The 14,293-nt window shown below is 63.0% G+C and carries 16 protein-coding genes; 11 read left to right on the plus strand and 5 right to left on the minus strand.

Annotated elements, in window-relative coordinates; genetic code table 11:
- Window positions 1–21 precede the first annotated feature (21 nt).
- From ACHEXL_RS12230 to fahA, 9 genes are all read left to right on the plus strand, one after another.
- A complete protein-coding gene (locus ACHEXL_RS12230; protein WP_416559694.1) occupies window positions 22–990 on the plus strand; it encodes a tripartite tricarboxylate transporter substrate binding protein in 969 nt (322 codons plus the stop codon).
- 3 nt (window positions 991–993) lie between these two features.
- Window positions 994–1,467: a (2Fe-2S)-binding protein gene (locus ACHEXL_RS12235; protein WP_416559695.1), complete on the plus strand. Its 474-nt coding sequence runs from the start codon at window positions 994–996 to the stop codon at window positions 1,465–1,467.
- Complete coding sequence (locus ACHEXL_RS12240; protein WP_416559696.1) at window positions 1,464–3,695, plus strand: molybdopterin cofactor-binding domain-containing protein; 2,232 nt, start codon at window positions 1,464–1,466, stop codon at window positions 3,693–3,695. Before ACHEXL_RS12235 ends, ACHEXL_RS12240 begins: the two co-directional genes overlap by 4 nt.
- A gap of 14 nt (window positions 3,696–3,709) precedes the next feature.
- Window positions 3,710–4,399, plus strand: a complete 690-nt coding sequence (locus ACHEXL_RS12245; RefSeq protein ID WP_416559697.1) for a substrate-binding domain-containing protein — start codon at window positions 3,710–3,712, stop codon at window positions 4,397–4,399.
- 75 nt (window positions 4,400–4,474) lie between these two features.
- Window positions 4,475–5,008 (plus strand): MarR family winged helix-turn-helix transcriptional regulator, encoded by a 534-nt coding sequence (locus ACHEXL_RS12250; protein ID WP_416559698.1) that lies wholly within the window; start codon window positions 4,475–4,477, stop codon window positions 5,006–5,008.
- 19 nt (window positions 5,009–5,027) lie between these two features.
- A complete protein-coding gene (locus ACHEXL_RS12255) occupies window positions 5,028–6,719 on the plus strand; it encodes an FAD-dependent monooxygenase (RefSeq protein ID WP_416559699.1) in 1,692 nt (563 codons plus the stop codon).
- A gap of 9 nt (window positions 6,720–6,728) precedes the next feature.
- On the plus strand, window positions 6,729–6,917 hold the full coding sequence (locus ACHEXL_RS12260; RefSeq protein ID WP_416559700.1) for a DUF2783 domain-containing protein: 189 nt from the start codon (window positions 6,729–6,731) through the stop codon (window positions 6,915–6,917).
- Window positions 6,918–6,943: 26 nt separating this feature from the next.
- Entirely contained in the window at window positions 6,944–7,480 is a 537-nt protein-coding gene (locus ACHEXL_RS12265) for a VOC family protein (RefSeq protein WP_108428225.1), read from the plus strand.
- 9 nt (window positions 7,481–7,489) lie between these two features.
- Window positions 7,490–8,815 (plus strand): fumarylacetoacetase, encoded by a 1,326-nt coding sequence (gene fahA / locus ACHEXL_RS12270; RefSeq protein WP_416559701.1) that lies wholly within the window; start codon window positions 7,490–7,492, stop codon window positions 8,813–8,815.
- Between the two features lie 93 nt (window positions 8,816–8,908).
- Here the strand turns inward: fahA and ACHEXL_RS12275 are convergent, their stop codons facing one another.
- Entirely contained in the window at window positions 8,909–9,592 is a 684-nt protein-coding gene (locus ACHEXL_RS12275) for a YggS family pyridoxal phosphate-dependent enzyme (protein ID WP_416559702.1), read from the minus strand.
- 132 nt (window positions 9,593–9,724) lie between these two features.
- On the opposite strand from ACHEXL_RS12275, the gene ACHEXL_RS12280 reads away from it, so the two are divergent.
- Complete coding sequence (locus tag ACHEXL_RS12280) at window positions 9,725–10,630, plus strand: NAD(P)-dependent oxidoreductase (RefSeq protein ID WP_291929960.1); 906 nt, start codon at window positions 9,725–9,727, stop codon at window positions 10,628–10,630.
- A 104-nt stretch (window positions 10,631–10,734) separates the two neighbouring features.
- Here ACHEXL_RS12280 and ACHEXL_RS12285 read toward each other — a convergent pair whose 3' ends face one another.
- The 3 genes from ACHEXL_RS12285 to ACHEXL_RS12295 all read right to left on the minus strand — a co-directional run bounded on the left by ACHEXL_RS12285 (window position 10,735) and on the right by ACHEXL_RS12295 (window position 12,398).
- On the minus strand, window positions 10,735–11,361 hold the full coding sequence (locus tag ACHEXL_RS12285; RefSeq protein ID WP_416559703.1) for a BON domain-containing protein: 627 nt from the start codon (window positions 11,359–11,361) through the stop codon (window positions 10,735–10,737).
- The gene (locus ACHEXL_RS12290) at window positions 11,362–11,946 is read right to left on the minus strand and encodes an SIS domain-containing protein (protein WP_416559704.1); all 585 of its coding nucleotides are present in this window, start codon (window positions 11,944–11,946) and stop codon (window positions 11,362–11,364) included. It abuts the gene before it with no gap.
- A gap of 65 nt (window positions 11,947–12,011) precedes the next feature.
- Entirely contained in the window at window positions 12,012–12,398 is a 387-nt protein-coding gene (locus tag ACHEXL_RS12295; RefSeq protein ID WP_416559705.1) for a YraN family protein, read from the minus strand.
- Between the two features lie 14 nt (window positions 12,399–12,412).
- Here ACHEXL_RS12295 and rsmI point away from each other — a divergent pair, with 14 nt between their 5' ends.
- Window positions 12,413–13,312 carry a 16S rRNA (cytidine(1402)-2'-O)-methyltransferase gene (rsmI, locus tag ACHEXL_RS12300; protein ID WP_416561352.1) on the plus strand — a complete coding sequence of 300 codons (900 nt, stop codon included), beginning with the start codon at window positions 12,413–12,415 and terminating at the stop codon, window positions 13,310–13,312.
- 68 nt (window positions 13,313–13,380) lie between these two features.
- Here the strand turns inward: rsmI and ACHEXL_RS12305 are convergent, their stop codons facing one another.
- On the minus strand, window positions 13,381–14,289 hold the full coding sequence (locus ACHEXL_RS12305; RefSeq protein ID WP_416559706.1) for a DMT family transporter: 909 nt from the start codon (window positions 14,287–14,289) through the stop codon (window positions 13,381–13,383).
- Between the last annotated feature and the right edge of the window lie 4 nt (window positions 14,290–14,293).

Here is a 14,293-nt window from a genome sequence, read left to right on the forward strand (position 1 = left end):
TCACACCATCGGAGACATGACATGCTGAACTTGAGCAAGACCTTGAAATTCACCGCTTTGACTTGGCTACTGGCCTGCGGCCTGGCCCAAGCCCAAAGTTACCCCAACCGCCCCGTAAAAATTGTGGTGCCTTTTGCCGCAGGCGGGCCTGCGGACAATTACGCCCGCTTCATGGCGCAGCGCTTGGGCGAAGAGCTCAAGCAAACTTTTGTGATTGACAACAAGCCCGGCGCAGGCTCCATCATCGGCACCGATCTGGTGGCCAAATCACCCGCCGATGGCTACACCTTGCTCATGATGTCGAACACGCACACCGTGAATGAGTCACTCATCCCAAGCAAGCCCTTTGGCCTGATGAAGGACTTTGTGGGCATCGCTCCAGTGAACTACTCCAACTTGCTCCTGGTGGTGCACCCCTCGGTGCCCGTCAAGACCGTGGGCGAGCTGGTGGCTCTGGCCAAATCCAAACCCGGCAAGCTCAACTACGCGTCTTCGGGCAATGGCACGCCCTACCACATGGCTGGCGAGTTGTTCAAGTTCATGGCCGGCATCGACATGACCCATGTGCCCTACAAAGGCAGCTCCGGCGCACGCACCGACATCGTGGGTGGCCAGGTGGACGTGATGTTTGACGCGGAAACCACCATGGCGGCCATGTCGCGTGACAACAAGGTGCGCGCCCTGGCCGGCACGGGCCTTACCCGCTCGGCCAACCTGCAAGACCTGCCCACGGTGGCCGAAACGGTGCCCAAGTTTGAAGCCACCATTTGGCTGGGCCTGATGGCGCCCAAAGGGACCCCCGCCGACGTGGTGAACAAGCTCAACGCCGAAGTGCGCAAGATCGTGAACAACCCCGAAGTCAAAGCCGCTTGGGCCAAGCAAGGTGCAGTACCCATGTCGATGACGGTGCCCGAGTTTGACCAGTATCTGAACGCCGACATCGCCAAATGGGCCAACATCGTCAAGGTCTCGGGCGCCAAGCCGGACTGACGCATGACCGAACCGGTGGCATTTCAGCTCAACGGACGCCGCGTGTCGGTGCAGGGTGGCAACGGGCAAAGCCTGCTAGACCTCTTGCGCAACACACTGCAGCTCAAAGCCACACGCATGGGCTGCGGGCAAGGCCAGTGCGGGGCTTGCCGCGTCATGCTGGACGGCCATGCGGTGGCCGCCTGCGAAACGCCGCTGTGGGCCATCGAAGGCAAAAGCGTGACCACGGTCGAAGGCTTGGGCAGCCGGTCTGCGCCTCATGCCTTGCAAACCGCTTTCATAGAAGAGCAAGCCATGCAGTGCGGCTTTTGCACCAGCGGCATTTTGATGTCCGCCGCCGCCTTGCTGCAACGCGAGCTCCAGCCCACACGGGCGCAAATTGTGCAAGCCATCGATGGACATCTGTGCCGCTGCGGCGCACACAACCGGGTGGTGCGGGCGATTGAAAAAGCCGCCGCCCGGCTCGCCGCAGCATGACGCCCGAGTCCCTTAAAGCGCAGCCCTTGCTGCGCCAATGGCTGGCCTTGGGGCCAGATGGACGGGTACTGGCGTTTTCGGGCAAGGTCGATTTGGGCCAAGGTATTTCCCACGCATTGCGGCTGATCGTTGCAGAAGAGTTGCGCTTACCCGCCGGGCAGATCGAGATGGTGCCGGCCAGCACACGGTTCAGCCCCGACGAAGCCGTGACCTCGGGCAGCTTGTCGGTGCAGCACTCGGGAACAGCATTGCGCTGTGCCGCCGCGCATTGGCGCGAAACCTGTCGCCAGGCCATGGCTCAGCGCTCAGGTGCTGCGCTGTCAGCGGTACGTTGTGAAGGCGGAGAGTTTCTTGCGTCCACAGGCATAACTGGCCCTGTGCTGCGGGCATCGTACGCCGTGCTGTCAGACCCTGCCATATGGCACAGCGTCATTGAGCCTTTGCATGCGCAGGCGGCACATGCCTCGCTGGACCTGAACGGCATGCCCGAGCCCACCCCAGTTCGCGCCGATGTGGCGTCCAAGGTGTTTGGCGAATTTGAGTACATCCACGACCGCACCATGCCGGGCGTGTCTTACCCCATGTGCCACGGTATGGTGTTTCGTCCCGAAACCCTCGGCGCCGAAGTGATCGAGCACGAGATGCAGGCCTTGGCCACACGCTTGCAAACAAGCGCCGGTGTGCTGAAGGTGATACGGGACGGCTTGCTGCTGGGCGTGCTGACCGAGACCGAACATGTTTTGGGTGCAATCGCCCGCCAAATCGAAGAGGGCGCAGCGCTGGGTCAGTTTTGGCGGTGCGCGGCGCAAGTGCCCGACCCTCTGGGTTTGCCAAGCTGGCTGAAAAGCCAAGCACTGGACACGACGGTGGTGACTGACATCTCGTCCCCAGCAAATCCCAATTCAGACGCAAGCCACGCTGTACGCCACCGTGTGCTCGCCGAATTCGAGCGGCCGTTTTTGCAGCATGCCTCCATCGGCCTGTGCTGCGCTTTGGCGCAATGGACCGATCACCAACTGGAGGTCTGGACCCACAGCCAGGGCATTTACAACCTGCGGCGCGACTTGGCACTGGCCTTCAATGTGCCAGCCGAACAGGTGCAGGTCTCGCACGTCGAGGGGGCGGGCTGCTACGGCCACAACGGCGCAGACGACGTGGCCTGGGATGCCGCTTGGCTGGCACGGCATGTGCCCGGACGCCCTGTACGGGTACAGTGGACGCGCCAAGCCGAACTGGGCCATGCACCGCTGGCCCCGGCCATGGCGGTGCGCATCGACGCCGCTGTGGATGAAGACGGACTCTTGATGGAATGGACGCAAACCGTCTGGGGGCAAGGCCACGGCACACGGCCCGGCCGGGGCAAAACACCTGCCTTGCTGGGCGCATGGCAAACCGCAAACCCAGCACCCGTGACCTTGGCGGTCAATGCCGCGATGGCGGTGGGTGGCGGCTCCGAGCGCAATGCCCAGCCGCCTTACGACATCGCCTCCGTCAAAGTGGTCAACCACCGCGTGCTGAACATGCCGTTTCGCGTGTCGGCCATGCGGGCCTTGGGCGCACCGCTCAATGTGCTGGCTGCCGAGTCGGTCATCGACGAACTGGCGCGTGGGCAGTCACAAGACCCTTTGGCGTTTCGCTTGGCACACCTGCGCGGTCCAGTCCACACGCGTGCGGCGGCGGTGCTGCAAAAAGTCACGGAGATGTCAGGCTGGACCGACGCCCCTGCCACCGAGCGGCCTGAAGGTTGGGGTCGGGGTTTGGCGTATGCGCGTTACAAAAATACCGGCGCCTATTGCGCGGTGGTGGTCGAGCTGGTCGTGGCCGAAAAAGTCAAGCTGCACAAACTCTGGATTGCCGCTGACTTAGGCCATGTCGTGGACGCAGACGGGGCGATCAACCAGCTCGAAGGCGGCGCCTTGCAAGCGGCCAGCTGGGCGCTGTGCGAAGCGGCACAACTGAGTCCACAAGGCATCACCTCGAACGACTGGACCCGTTACCCGATTTTGAAATTCAGCGACATGCCCGCAGTGTCGGTGGCACTGATGCCAGGCGCAGACCACGCGTCGCTGGGCGCTGGCGAATGCAGCAGCGGGCCGACCTGCGCGGCCATTGCCAACGCCATCTTCGACGCCATCGGTGTGCGCGTGCGCAGCATGCCTTTCACCCCGGACAACCTGCTGCGCGCCATCGACAGCGATGCAGCGGTCCATCCTTCAACCCCCAGATGAACAGAGAGAACAACATGCATGTATTGAGTGGCGGTGCTGCCGCAGCCGTGGTCCAAGGCGTTCAGGCCGAATTCGAAAAAATGACAGGCAGCCGCATCGATGGCACCTTCAGCGCGGTGGGCATGATGCGCGACAAACTGCTGGGCGGTACGCCCTGCGATGTGATCATCCTGACCAAACCGCTGATTGAACAACTCATCGCATCAGGGCATGTGGTGCCCGGCAGTGCCCGCTCGCTGGGCCTGGTCAAAACCGGCGTGGCCGTGCGCAGCGGCACACCACACCCCAGCGTCAAAACACGTGCCGAGCTGCACGCCGCCATGAGCGCCGCCCAAGGCATTTACTTCCCCGATCCCGACAAAGCCACGGCCGGCATCCACTTCATGGGTGTCCTCAAAGCTTTGGGTCTGGATGAGAGCCTGCGCGACAAGTTCCGTGTATTCCCCAACGGCGCAACGGCCATGGCTGCCATGGCGCAGAGCCATGAAAATGGCTTGATCGGCTGCACGCAAGTGACCGAGATCAATTACACAGAAGGCGTGGACTTGGTGGATGTGTTGCCCACAGAATTTGAATTGAGCACCGACTACACCTTGGGCATCTGCACCGCGGCACAAGAGCCAGAAAACGCGCGCGTCCTCGCAGAATTGCTCGCGGGTCCCGCCTCCGAAAAGGTGCGGCGTCAAGGTGGATTTGAGTTTTGACGCGCATGTGAAGCCCCATATGGTTGCGCTCGCAACCATATGGGGCTATGATCGGCCTCATTCAATGGTTGGCCGATGTCTTCACACCTCCCCCTTTCCCCTCACCTGTCGCCCGCCCGGGTAGACCAGCCTGTGCCCCTCGACCGCACGCTGACCTACCGACTGCACCAGCTGCACAAGTTGACCGATTCGGACAGTCAATCGGCCTACCCCGAGCACACGGGTTTGTCGATGAGCGACGGGCGCTGCCTGACGACGATTGGCACTTTTGAGCCCCTGTCGGTCAAAGAGCTGGCCGAAAAAGCCAACCTGAACAAAGGCCAGGCCAGCCGTGGCGCGCAGGCGCTGGTCGATCAGGGCCTGGTACTGAAAGCCGATCACCCAGGCGACGGCCGAGGTGTGGTGCTCACACTCACACCTGCCGGACGCAAGATCTTCAAAAGTGCCATGGACATGGTGGCGCAGCGCAACGAAGAGATCTTCGGCTGCCTGAGCCCCAAAGAACAAGCCACCTTGAGCGCCATGTTTGACCGCCTGATTGCCCACGCCCGTCCGGGCGTTGCGCAGGCTTCCAGAGCGGGCCTTGCTTCGAACTCCCGTCCCCGCTGAACCTTCACACAAGCACCCCATGCACAACCCCAACACCGAAGCCCGTCCTTCGATTTACTACCACTACGAGGTTTTCAAACCCTGGCTGGCCTCGGCGCACCCCAAGCAAGACCGGAAAAAAGTCGTGGTCGTGGGCTCCGGCCCAGCCGGCATGGTCACCGCGCTCGAACTCGCCCGCCACGGCGTGCCCAGCGTGGTGTTGAGCGCCGAGCTGCAGTTCTCGCAAGGCAGTCGGGCGATTTGCTTCACCCGCCGCTCGATGGAGATCCTGCAGCAAGTCGGCGTGGCCGATCACATGACTGCAGGCGGCTTGCCCTGGCGATTTGGCAACTCGTTTTACCGGGGTCAGCGCGTGTTCCGCATGGAAGCGCCGCACGATGCCGATGACCGGTTTTTCCCAATCATCAACGTGCAGCAACAGTTCATGGAGGAGTACCTGCACGACGCCTGCAAAGCGAACCCATTGATCGACTTCCGCTGGGGCAACAAGGTCACCCGGGTGGACCAGAAAGACGGCTACGCCGTGCTCGAAGTGGACACGCCCGAAGGTCCTTACGCGCTGGAAAGCGACTGGGTCGTGGCCGCCGACGGCGGGCGCTCGGCCATCCGCAGCGCGATGAACCTGCAGATGGAAGGCGCGTCCTACGAAGGCTTTTTCGTGATCGCCGACATCAAGATCGATTTGCCCTACCCCACCGAACGCTTGGCCTTTTTTGACCCCGAGTGGAACCCCGGCAACACCATCCTGATGCACCGCGAACCGAACGGCATCTGGCGCGTGGACTACCAGCTGCCCCCCGGCGAGACGCCCGAAGAGGCACTGCGACCCGAATCGCTCAAGGCCCGCATCGACGCGCAACTGGCCATGATCGGGCACGCAGGCCTGCCCTGGGAGATGGACTGGTCTTCGGTCTACTCGGCCCGCACGCTCACCCTGCCCGACTTCGTTCACGGCAGCGTCATCTTCACGGGCGACGCGGCGCACCTGCTGCCGATTTTTGGCGTGCGCGGGGCCAACACCGCCTTTCAGGATGCGCAGTCTCTGGGCTGGCATCTGGCCTTTGTGGTCAAGGGCCTCGCGGGCAAGAAATTGCTGGCCAACCACAGCGCCGAGCGCGTGGGCGCCGCCCGAGAAATCATCACCGAAGCGGGCAAAAGCACCCGCTTCATGACACCGCCCAGCCCGGGCTTCAGGTTGCTGCGCGACGCGGTGCTGTCGCTCTCGCTCACGCAGGAATTCGTGCGCCCCCTGTACCACTGGCGCACCTCCAGGCCGCACGAATACACCCACTCCATGCTCAACAGCACGGGCGATGACAACGCCCTGTTCAAGAGCGGCCCGGCCCACGGCGCGCCGCCGCAAAACGTACGCCTGGGCGCCAACGACTTCCTGCTCGACCACCTGGGCGGCGGCTTTGATTTGCTGTACTTCACCGACGCGCCCGCTGTACCTGATGCACTGCTGCAAGTCATTCAACAGGCGCGAAAACAAGGCCTGCCGATCAAAGTGATCGCTGTCGGCGCGAGCCAGCCTGTGACAGGCGCTGACAAAACCCTGCCCGATGCCGACGGCCACCTGCGCCAGCGCTACGGCGTGCCCGCCAACGGCGGTGCGTATTTGCTGCGCCCCGACCAGCACATCTGTGCGCGCTGGCTCACCCTCGACGCCACGCGCCTGCAAGCCGCGCTGACCACCGCACTGCCCCAATAAGGACACCCCATGTCACAACCCACACTCACCATCGACGGGCTGGAGTCCGTGTACGACGCCTTGGCTACTGCGATTGACCAGGCCGGCCCGGATAAGGCCACGTTGTTCCTCGTCAAACTCGCCTTGCTCAACGCCAACGCGCTGGCCGACGCACAGCTCTTCCAGCAGCAGATCACCACCGCCCTGCAAGACCTCTGAACCCCCTCATTCACCAGGAGACCCCCATGCTCGTTCAATCCGTTCACCACGTCGCTTACCGCTGCAAAGACGCCAAAGAAACCGTCCAGTGGTACGAAAAACACCTTGGCATGAAATTCGTGCTGGCCATTGCCGAAAACGAAGTGCCCTCGACCAAGGCCCCAGACCCCTACATGCACGTCTTTCTGGATGCGGGCCATGGCAACATCCTGGCCTTTTTTGAGCTGCCCAATCAGCCCGAAATGGGCCGCGACGAAAACACCCCCGCCTGGGTGCAGCACCTGGCGCTCAAGGTCGACTCCCTCGACACCCTGCTGGCAGCCAAAAAGAAACTGGTCGATGCGGGCATCGAGGTGCTCGGCCCGACCGACCACACCATCTTCAAGAGCATTTATTTCTTTGACCCCAACGGCCACCGCTTGGAGCTGGCCGCCGATTGCGGCACGCCCGAGATGATGAAAAAACTCGACGACGTGAAATGGGACATGCTCGAAGAATGGAGCCAGACCAAGCGCGCACCCAAGCACGCCGCCTGGATGCACGACGGCAGCATGGCTTCTTGAGGACGGGTGATGACCTTGCTCAACGAAACCCACAACCCGACCCTCCAAAGCTGGCTGGCCTCGGCCAATGCAACGGGCTGCGACTTTCCCATCCAGAACCTGCCGTTTGCAGTGTTCCGCCGCAAGGGCTCGGCCGAAGCCTTCCGTGGTGGCGTGGCCATTGGCGACCAGATTCTGGACTTGGCCGCCGTAGCCAAGTCAGGCATCTTGAAAGGCGAAGCCGCCACTGCGGCACAAGCGGGTGCGCAAGACAAACTCAACGCCTTGATGGCACTGGGCAGCACCGCCTGGAGCGCGCTGCGTCTGGCCTTGTCACGCGCCCTGCGCGAAGGCGCGGCAGAGCAAGCGGCCCTGCAAGCCTGCCTCGTCCCGCAAGCCGAGGCGGAATACGACGTGCCTGCCCGTATCGGCGACTACACCGACTTCTACACCTCGGTCTACCACGCCACCAACATCGGCAAACAGTTCCGCCCGGACAACCCGCTGCTGCCCAACTACAAATGGGTGCCCATCGGTTACCACGGCCGCGCATCGAGCATCGCCATCTCGGGCCAAGAGTTCCCGCGCCCCATCGGTCAGACGATGCCGCCCGGTGCCACCGAGCCCGCCTTCGGTCCTTGCAAGCGGCTGGACATCGAGCTGGAGCTGGGCATCTTCATCGGCAGCGGCAACGCTTTGGGTGAAGCCGTGCCCATGCGCGAAGCCGAAGACCATGTGTTTGGCATCTGCCTGCTCAACGACTGGTCGGCGCGCGACATCCAGGGCTGGGAGTACCAGCCGCTGGGCCCCTTCCTGTCGAAGAACTTTGCGTCCACCGTCTCGCCCTGGGTCGTCACGCTCGAAGCGCTGGCCCCTTACCGCGTGGCTTTCACCCGACCCGAGGGTGACCCGCAGCCCATGGCCTATCTGGACTCCGAAGCCAATCGCACACAAGGCGCTTTCGACATCCAGCTGCAAGTCGGCCTGCAAACCGCGCAAATGCGCGCCGCTGGCCAGAGCGACGCCAGCATCTGCCGCACCAGCTACCGCCACGCCTACTGGACGGTGGCGCAAATGGTCGCGCACCACACGGTCAACGGCTGCAACCTGCAGCCGGGCGACCTGTTTGGCAGCGGCACACTCTCTGGCCCCACGCTGGACCAGGCCGCAGCCCTGATTGAGCTGACCACCGGCGGCAGGAACCCGGTGGCGCTGCCCAACGGTGAGCAACGCACCTGGCTGGAAGACGGCGACCGCGTGGTGCTGCGCGGCTGGTGCGAGCGCGATGGCGCCGCACGCATCGGCTTCGGCGAATGCGTGGGCACGGTGCTGCCTGCGCGGGCGCCCAAGGTCTGAGCAAGCCGTTTGTCGGGGCTGAAACCTCCGACCTGTGCAAGGCTGCTCCGGGGGCAGCGGGTAAAGACAGCTCAAGCCTGCGCATTGGCGCGCTCAACGCTGCCCAAAAATCGCCGTGCCCACCCGGACCAGGGTGCTGCCCTCGGCAATGGCCGCTGCCATGTCGGCGCTCATGCCCATCGACAAGGTGTCCAGCGGCAAGCCTTGCTGGCGCAAAGCCTCGAAAAGCGCTTTGGCCTGGGCGTGCACCGCCCGCATCTGCGCTTCGATCTCGGCAGGCTCGGGAATGGTCATGAGGCCTCGCAACTGCAAGCGCGGCAAGGCTGCCACGGCCTGCGCCAGCGCGGGCAACTCTTGCGGGCTCACGCCCGATTTGTTTTCGCCGCCGTCCACATTGACCTGAATGCACACCTGCAAGGGCGGCAGATGGGCCGGGCGCTGCTCGGACAGGCGCTGGGCGATTTTGAGGCGGTCGACAGTGTGCACCCAGTCGAAATGCTCGGCCACCAAGCGCGTCTTGTTGCTCTGGATCGGGCCGATGCAGTGCCACTGCAGCGGCAAGTCGCGCAAGGCGGTGATTTTGTCCACCGCTTCCTGGATGTAGTTTTCGCCAAAGGCGGTTTGCCCGGCAGCATGAGCCTGGCGCACCGCATCAGGCCCCCAGGTTTTGGACACGGCCAGCAACTGCACGCTGTCCGGTGCACGGCCTGCGGCCTGGCAAGCGGCCTGAATTTGTGCCCGCACATGGGCGATGTTGTCGGCAATCGAGGAGTTCATGGTCTGAGCGTACCAAAAGCAGCGCTGCCACCCCTGATGTCTCGCCATGGTCAGCCCAAAGCACCCGGTGCGCGCCAGAACACCGACAGGCTGCCAAAATAGCCGTTTTATCCACTTCACAACGAGACACCCATGAGCCAAATCGCTGCCAAAACCTACGATGCCACCCCCGCCAAGAAAGTCGCCTTTTTGGGCCTGGGCGTGATGGGCTACCCCATGGCCGGGCACCTGGCCCGCGCCGGGCACCACGTCACCGTGTACAACCGCAGCGCCGCCAAGGCCGCTGCATGGGCCGCCGAATGCCCTGGCAACGCCACTGCCCCCACCCCGCGTGAAGCGGCAGCGGGTGCCGACATCGTGTTTGCCTGCGTGGGCAACGATGCCGACTTGCGCAGCGTGGTCTTGGGGGCAGATGGCGCTTTTGCCGGCATGAAGCCCGGCGCAATTTTTGTGGACCACACCACGGCCTCGGCCTCCGTCGCCCGGGAGTTGTCGGCGCAAGCGCAAAAACAGGGCCTGCAGTTCATCGATGCCCCCGTCTCAGGGGGCCAGGCTGGCGCACAGAACGGCCTGCTCACCGTCATGTGCGGTGGCGACGCTGCCGCCTTTGACGCCGTCAAGCCCGTGGGCATGGCTTTCTCTCGCGCTTTCACCTTGCTGGGCGAATCCGGTGCGGGCCAGCTGGCCAAAATGGTCAACCAGATTTGCATTGCCGGTCTGGTGCAGGGCCTGTCTGAAGCGATTGCCTTTGGCCAGCAAGCCGGGCTGGACATGCACCAGGTGCTGGACGTGATCGGTAAAGGCGCGGCCCAAAGCTGGCAGATGGACAACCGCGGCAAGACCATGGCCGACGACAAATTCGAATTCGGTTTTGCGGTGGACTGGATGCGCAAGGACCTGGGCCTGGTGCTGGACGAAGCCAAGCGCAACGGTGCCCGCCTGCCTGTGACCGCCCTGGTCGATCAGTTTTACGCCGATGTGCAAAAAATGGGCGGCGGCCGCTGGGACACCTCCAGCCTGATCCGCCGCTTGCGCTGAGCGGCTAACCATAGGTCATCGCCAGCCGCTCAGCACGGCTGAGATGGCCTTGGCAAAAAAAGAGCGGCCCACAGGCCGCTCTTTTTCGTGGCGCTTGTCCGGTGTTACTTGGACAGCGGTGGCTGGCTCAAGCGCTTGAGCTCTTCTTCCGAAATCTCATCGAACACGCGCACAACTTTGGTCACACCGCCGATACCGCGCACGATGTCGCTGGCACGTTTGGCTTCGCGGGCGGTCACACGGCCCATCAAATACACGATACCCCGCTCGGTGACCACCTTGATCGAGTTGACCTGCAGGTCTTTGGCGTCGATGAAGGCAGCCTTGACCTGGCTGGTGGTCACCGTGTCTTTGGAACGCTGTGTCAGGCTGCTGGGGGGTGCCACAGCCAAGTCGTTCACCACAGACTGCACGTTTTCCTGACTTTGCGCCAATTTCTCAGCGCGGTCCTTGTCGGCTTGCGTGCGGGCCTCGCCGCTGAGCAGCACCTTGCGGTTGAAGCTGGTCACATTCAGGTGAACTCGCTCACCCAACTCCTGGCGCACGGCGCTGGCCACTTTGAGCTCGATGCCCTCGTCTTCCACCTGAGCACCCGTGGTGCGACGGTCGGTGGCCACGATGCCCGTCATGACCGCTCCGCCCATGATCAAGGGGGCGCATCCGGAAAGCGCCGTCAGGGCGGTGGCCAAAACCAAACCGGACAAAGCCAAGGACTGAAGATTGCGTTTCATTTAAACAGGCTCCTGTTCACCCAACAACTGGGTGTCAATTCCATCACACAGACAGTGCAGCACCAGGTGCTGCACCTCACGAATTCTTGCCGCCCGCTCGTGCGGCACGCACACATGCACATCGGTTTCACGCAACTGGCGGGCCAGACCACCGCCATGGTGACCAGTCAAGGCCAGCACCGTCATTTCGCGGTCATGGGCGGCCTGAACCGCGTCGATCAGGGCGGGCTCGGCGCCATCGGCACTGATGAGTACCAGCACATCACCGGTTTGGCCCAGGGCCAACACCTGCCGCGCCAAGGCCTGACCATCGGGCCAACGGGTCGCCGTCAGGGTATCCGAAGACAAAGCCATCGCCGCCAAACCCGGACGTTCACGCTCAAAACCGCCCACCAGCAAATTCGCCAGGTACTGGGCAAGTGCAGTCGATGGGCCCAAGCCACCGACCAGAACTTTGCCACCCCCTGTGACGCAGGCCAGAACAGCCTGGACGGCCGCATCCACAGGCTTGGCCAAGGTCTCGGCCACCTGGTAGTGCAGATCTGCACTGTCGATGAAATGTTGTTGGATTCGAAGGTCTAGCATGCGCTGAGGATGATAACCCCGCCCACAGCGCTGCCGCCCTGAAATACAGTTTTTTACCCGGGATTTCAGGCGGCATCAAAAGCCGCTTGCAACCATTGCGGACCGGTCAGCTCGATGGTCACCACATCAAACCGTGCAGGAGGCAGTTGACGCCAACGCAAGAGGTAGTGTTGGGCTGCAAAAATGATGCGCCTTTGTTTGACATGCCCGATGCTCGCCGCTGCCCCACCATGGTCGGTGCGGCTGCGTTTTCTGACCTCGACAAACACCACCGTGCCATCGGCGGCCTGCATGATCAGGTCGATTTCGCCGCCGCCACGGCCAGGCGTCCGATAATTGCGCTGCAGCAAGCGCAAACCACGCGCCTGCAAATAGGCCAGCGCCTCGTCTTCGCCCGCATCACCACGGGCTTTGGTGGTCTGGCCCACCTTGTCTTTTTTGAGGAATTGCATTGACGCCCTCTCCCTTGTCTGTCTCGTTCGCCAAAGCCCTGGAGGCCGCGCACGACGCTGCCGGATCGCAAAACCACCCGGCCAGCACACTGTATGTCGTGGCGACCCCGATTGGCAACCTCGCCGACATCAGCCTGCGTGCCTTGCACGTCTTGTCCCGGGTGGATGCTGTGGCCTGCGAAGACACCCGCCACACCCAGCAGCTGCTCAGGGCCTACGGCCTGGACCGCCCCGGCTCACAGCTGTTGGCGGTGCACCAGCACAACGAGACACAAGCCGCACAAAATGTAATCACCCGCCTGGGCCAGGGCGAGCGGGTGGCGTATGTGAGCGATGCAGGCACCCCCGCCATCAGCGACCCCGGTGCCCGGCTGGTGAACGCCGTGCGCCAGGCTGGTTACCGCGTGTTGCCCCTGCCAGGGGCCAGCAGTGTGACCACCGCGCTCAGCGCCTCGGGCATGACGGGTGACGACGGCTTTGTGTTTGCGGGCTTTTTGCCCAGCAAGTCGGCCGAGCGTGCACGCGCCGTGCAAACCTTGGCTGTGGAGAGTCGGGCCGTGGTGCTGCTGGAGGCGCCGCACCGCATCGAAGCCTTGGCACAAGCACTGTCGGTGCTCGGCGAGCGCCCCATCACCGTGGGGCGCGAGCTGACCAAGCAATTTGAGCAAATCGAGACCCTCAGCGCTCAGGCCTTGCCCGGCTGGCTGGCTGAAAAACCCGAGCGTCAGCGCGGTGAGTTTGTGCTGGTGCTGCACGACGCGCCTGTGCCGGCATCTGCAGGCGAAGGCCTGCGGGTGTTGCAAGTGCTGTTGCCCGAACTGCCCCTGAAAACCGCAGTCAAGCTCGCCGCCGAGATCACGGGAGAGTCCAAAAACGAGCTCTACGACAAGGCCTTGGCGCTAAAGAACGGCTGAGCGCGACTGCTTGCACAACATCCGCACGGCTTTAGGGGCGAGCCCTTGCTCGCAAATCTCAAAGGGTGTCAGCGCTTGCGCAAACCCAGCCACATAACGGTGGCCACCACCACGAGGGCACCGACCAATTGCATGACGGCGATCGATTGCCCCAACACCGCCCAGGCCAGCACCAAGGCAAAAACGGGCTCCACATTCATGATGGCCGAATTACCCACCACGCCGAGTTTGGGCAGTACGGTGAACATGATGGTGAAGGCCGTGCCGTACAAAAACGTCAGCAAGCCCAAACCCCACCAACCCGCGCTGGCGTTGGGCAGGTGCAAACCCTCTTGCGTCAGCGCCACCACAGCCGCCAGGACCCCCACGGTGGCCATGGTGGTGAACGTGCGCAAGCGGCCATCGACATCGCTGGTTTCGTGCTGGGTGAACACCAAAGCCAGCCCGAAGGTGGCCGACGCCGCCAAGGCAAAGGCCACGCCCACTCCGATCTGCTGCCACTGCTGGGCCGCACCCAGCCCTGAAGCCGCACCGAACACATCAAGTGCCAGCGCCAAGCCCGCCATGAGAACCGGCATCGCCAGCAACACCGCACGCTCGGGGCGGTGACCGTACAAGACACGCGCCCACAAAGCGGTGGACAAGGGGTACGTGTTGAAGGCCAACAAAGCCAAGGCCACTGGCAAACGGGCAACCGCTGAATACAGGCAAACGCTTTGCACCGAGATCAGCAGGCCAATGAGAGGCAAATAACGCCGACTGCGCGGGGTGAACTGTATTGCCACTTTTTGCTGCCACAAAATCAAGGCCACCACACCGGCGGTGATGAGGCTGCGAAAAGTCACCGCCGTCACCACGTCCACCCCATGGTTGAAAGCGGTGCGGGCGGCCACGTGGTTGGCCCCCATCATGAAAGCGATCAACAGCAGCGTAGCAAAAGCCGCCCCCGTCAAACCCGATTTGTTGGCAGAAGTCATGCGT

The organism is Limnohabitans sp. YIMB22184 (genome assembly GCF_048020265.1).
GTDB lineage: Bacteria > Pseudomonadota > Gammaproteobacteria > Burkholderiales > Burkholderiaceae_C > Limnohabitans_A.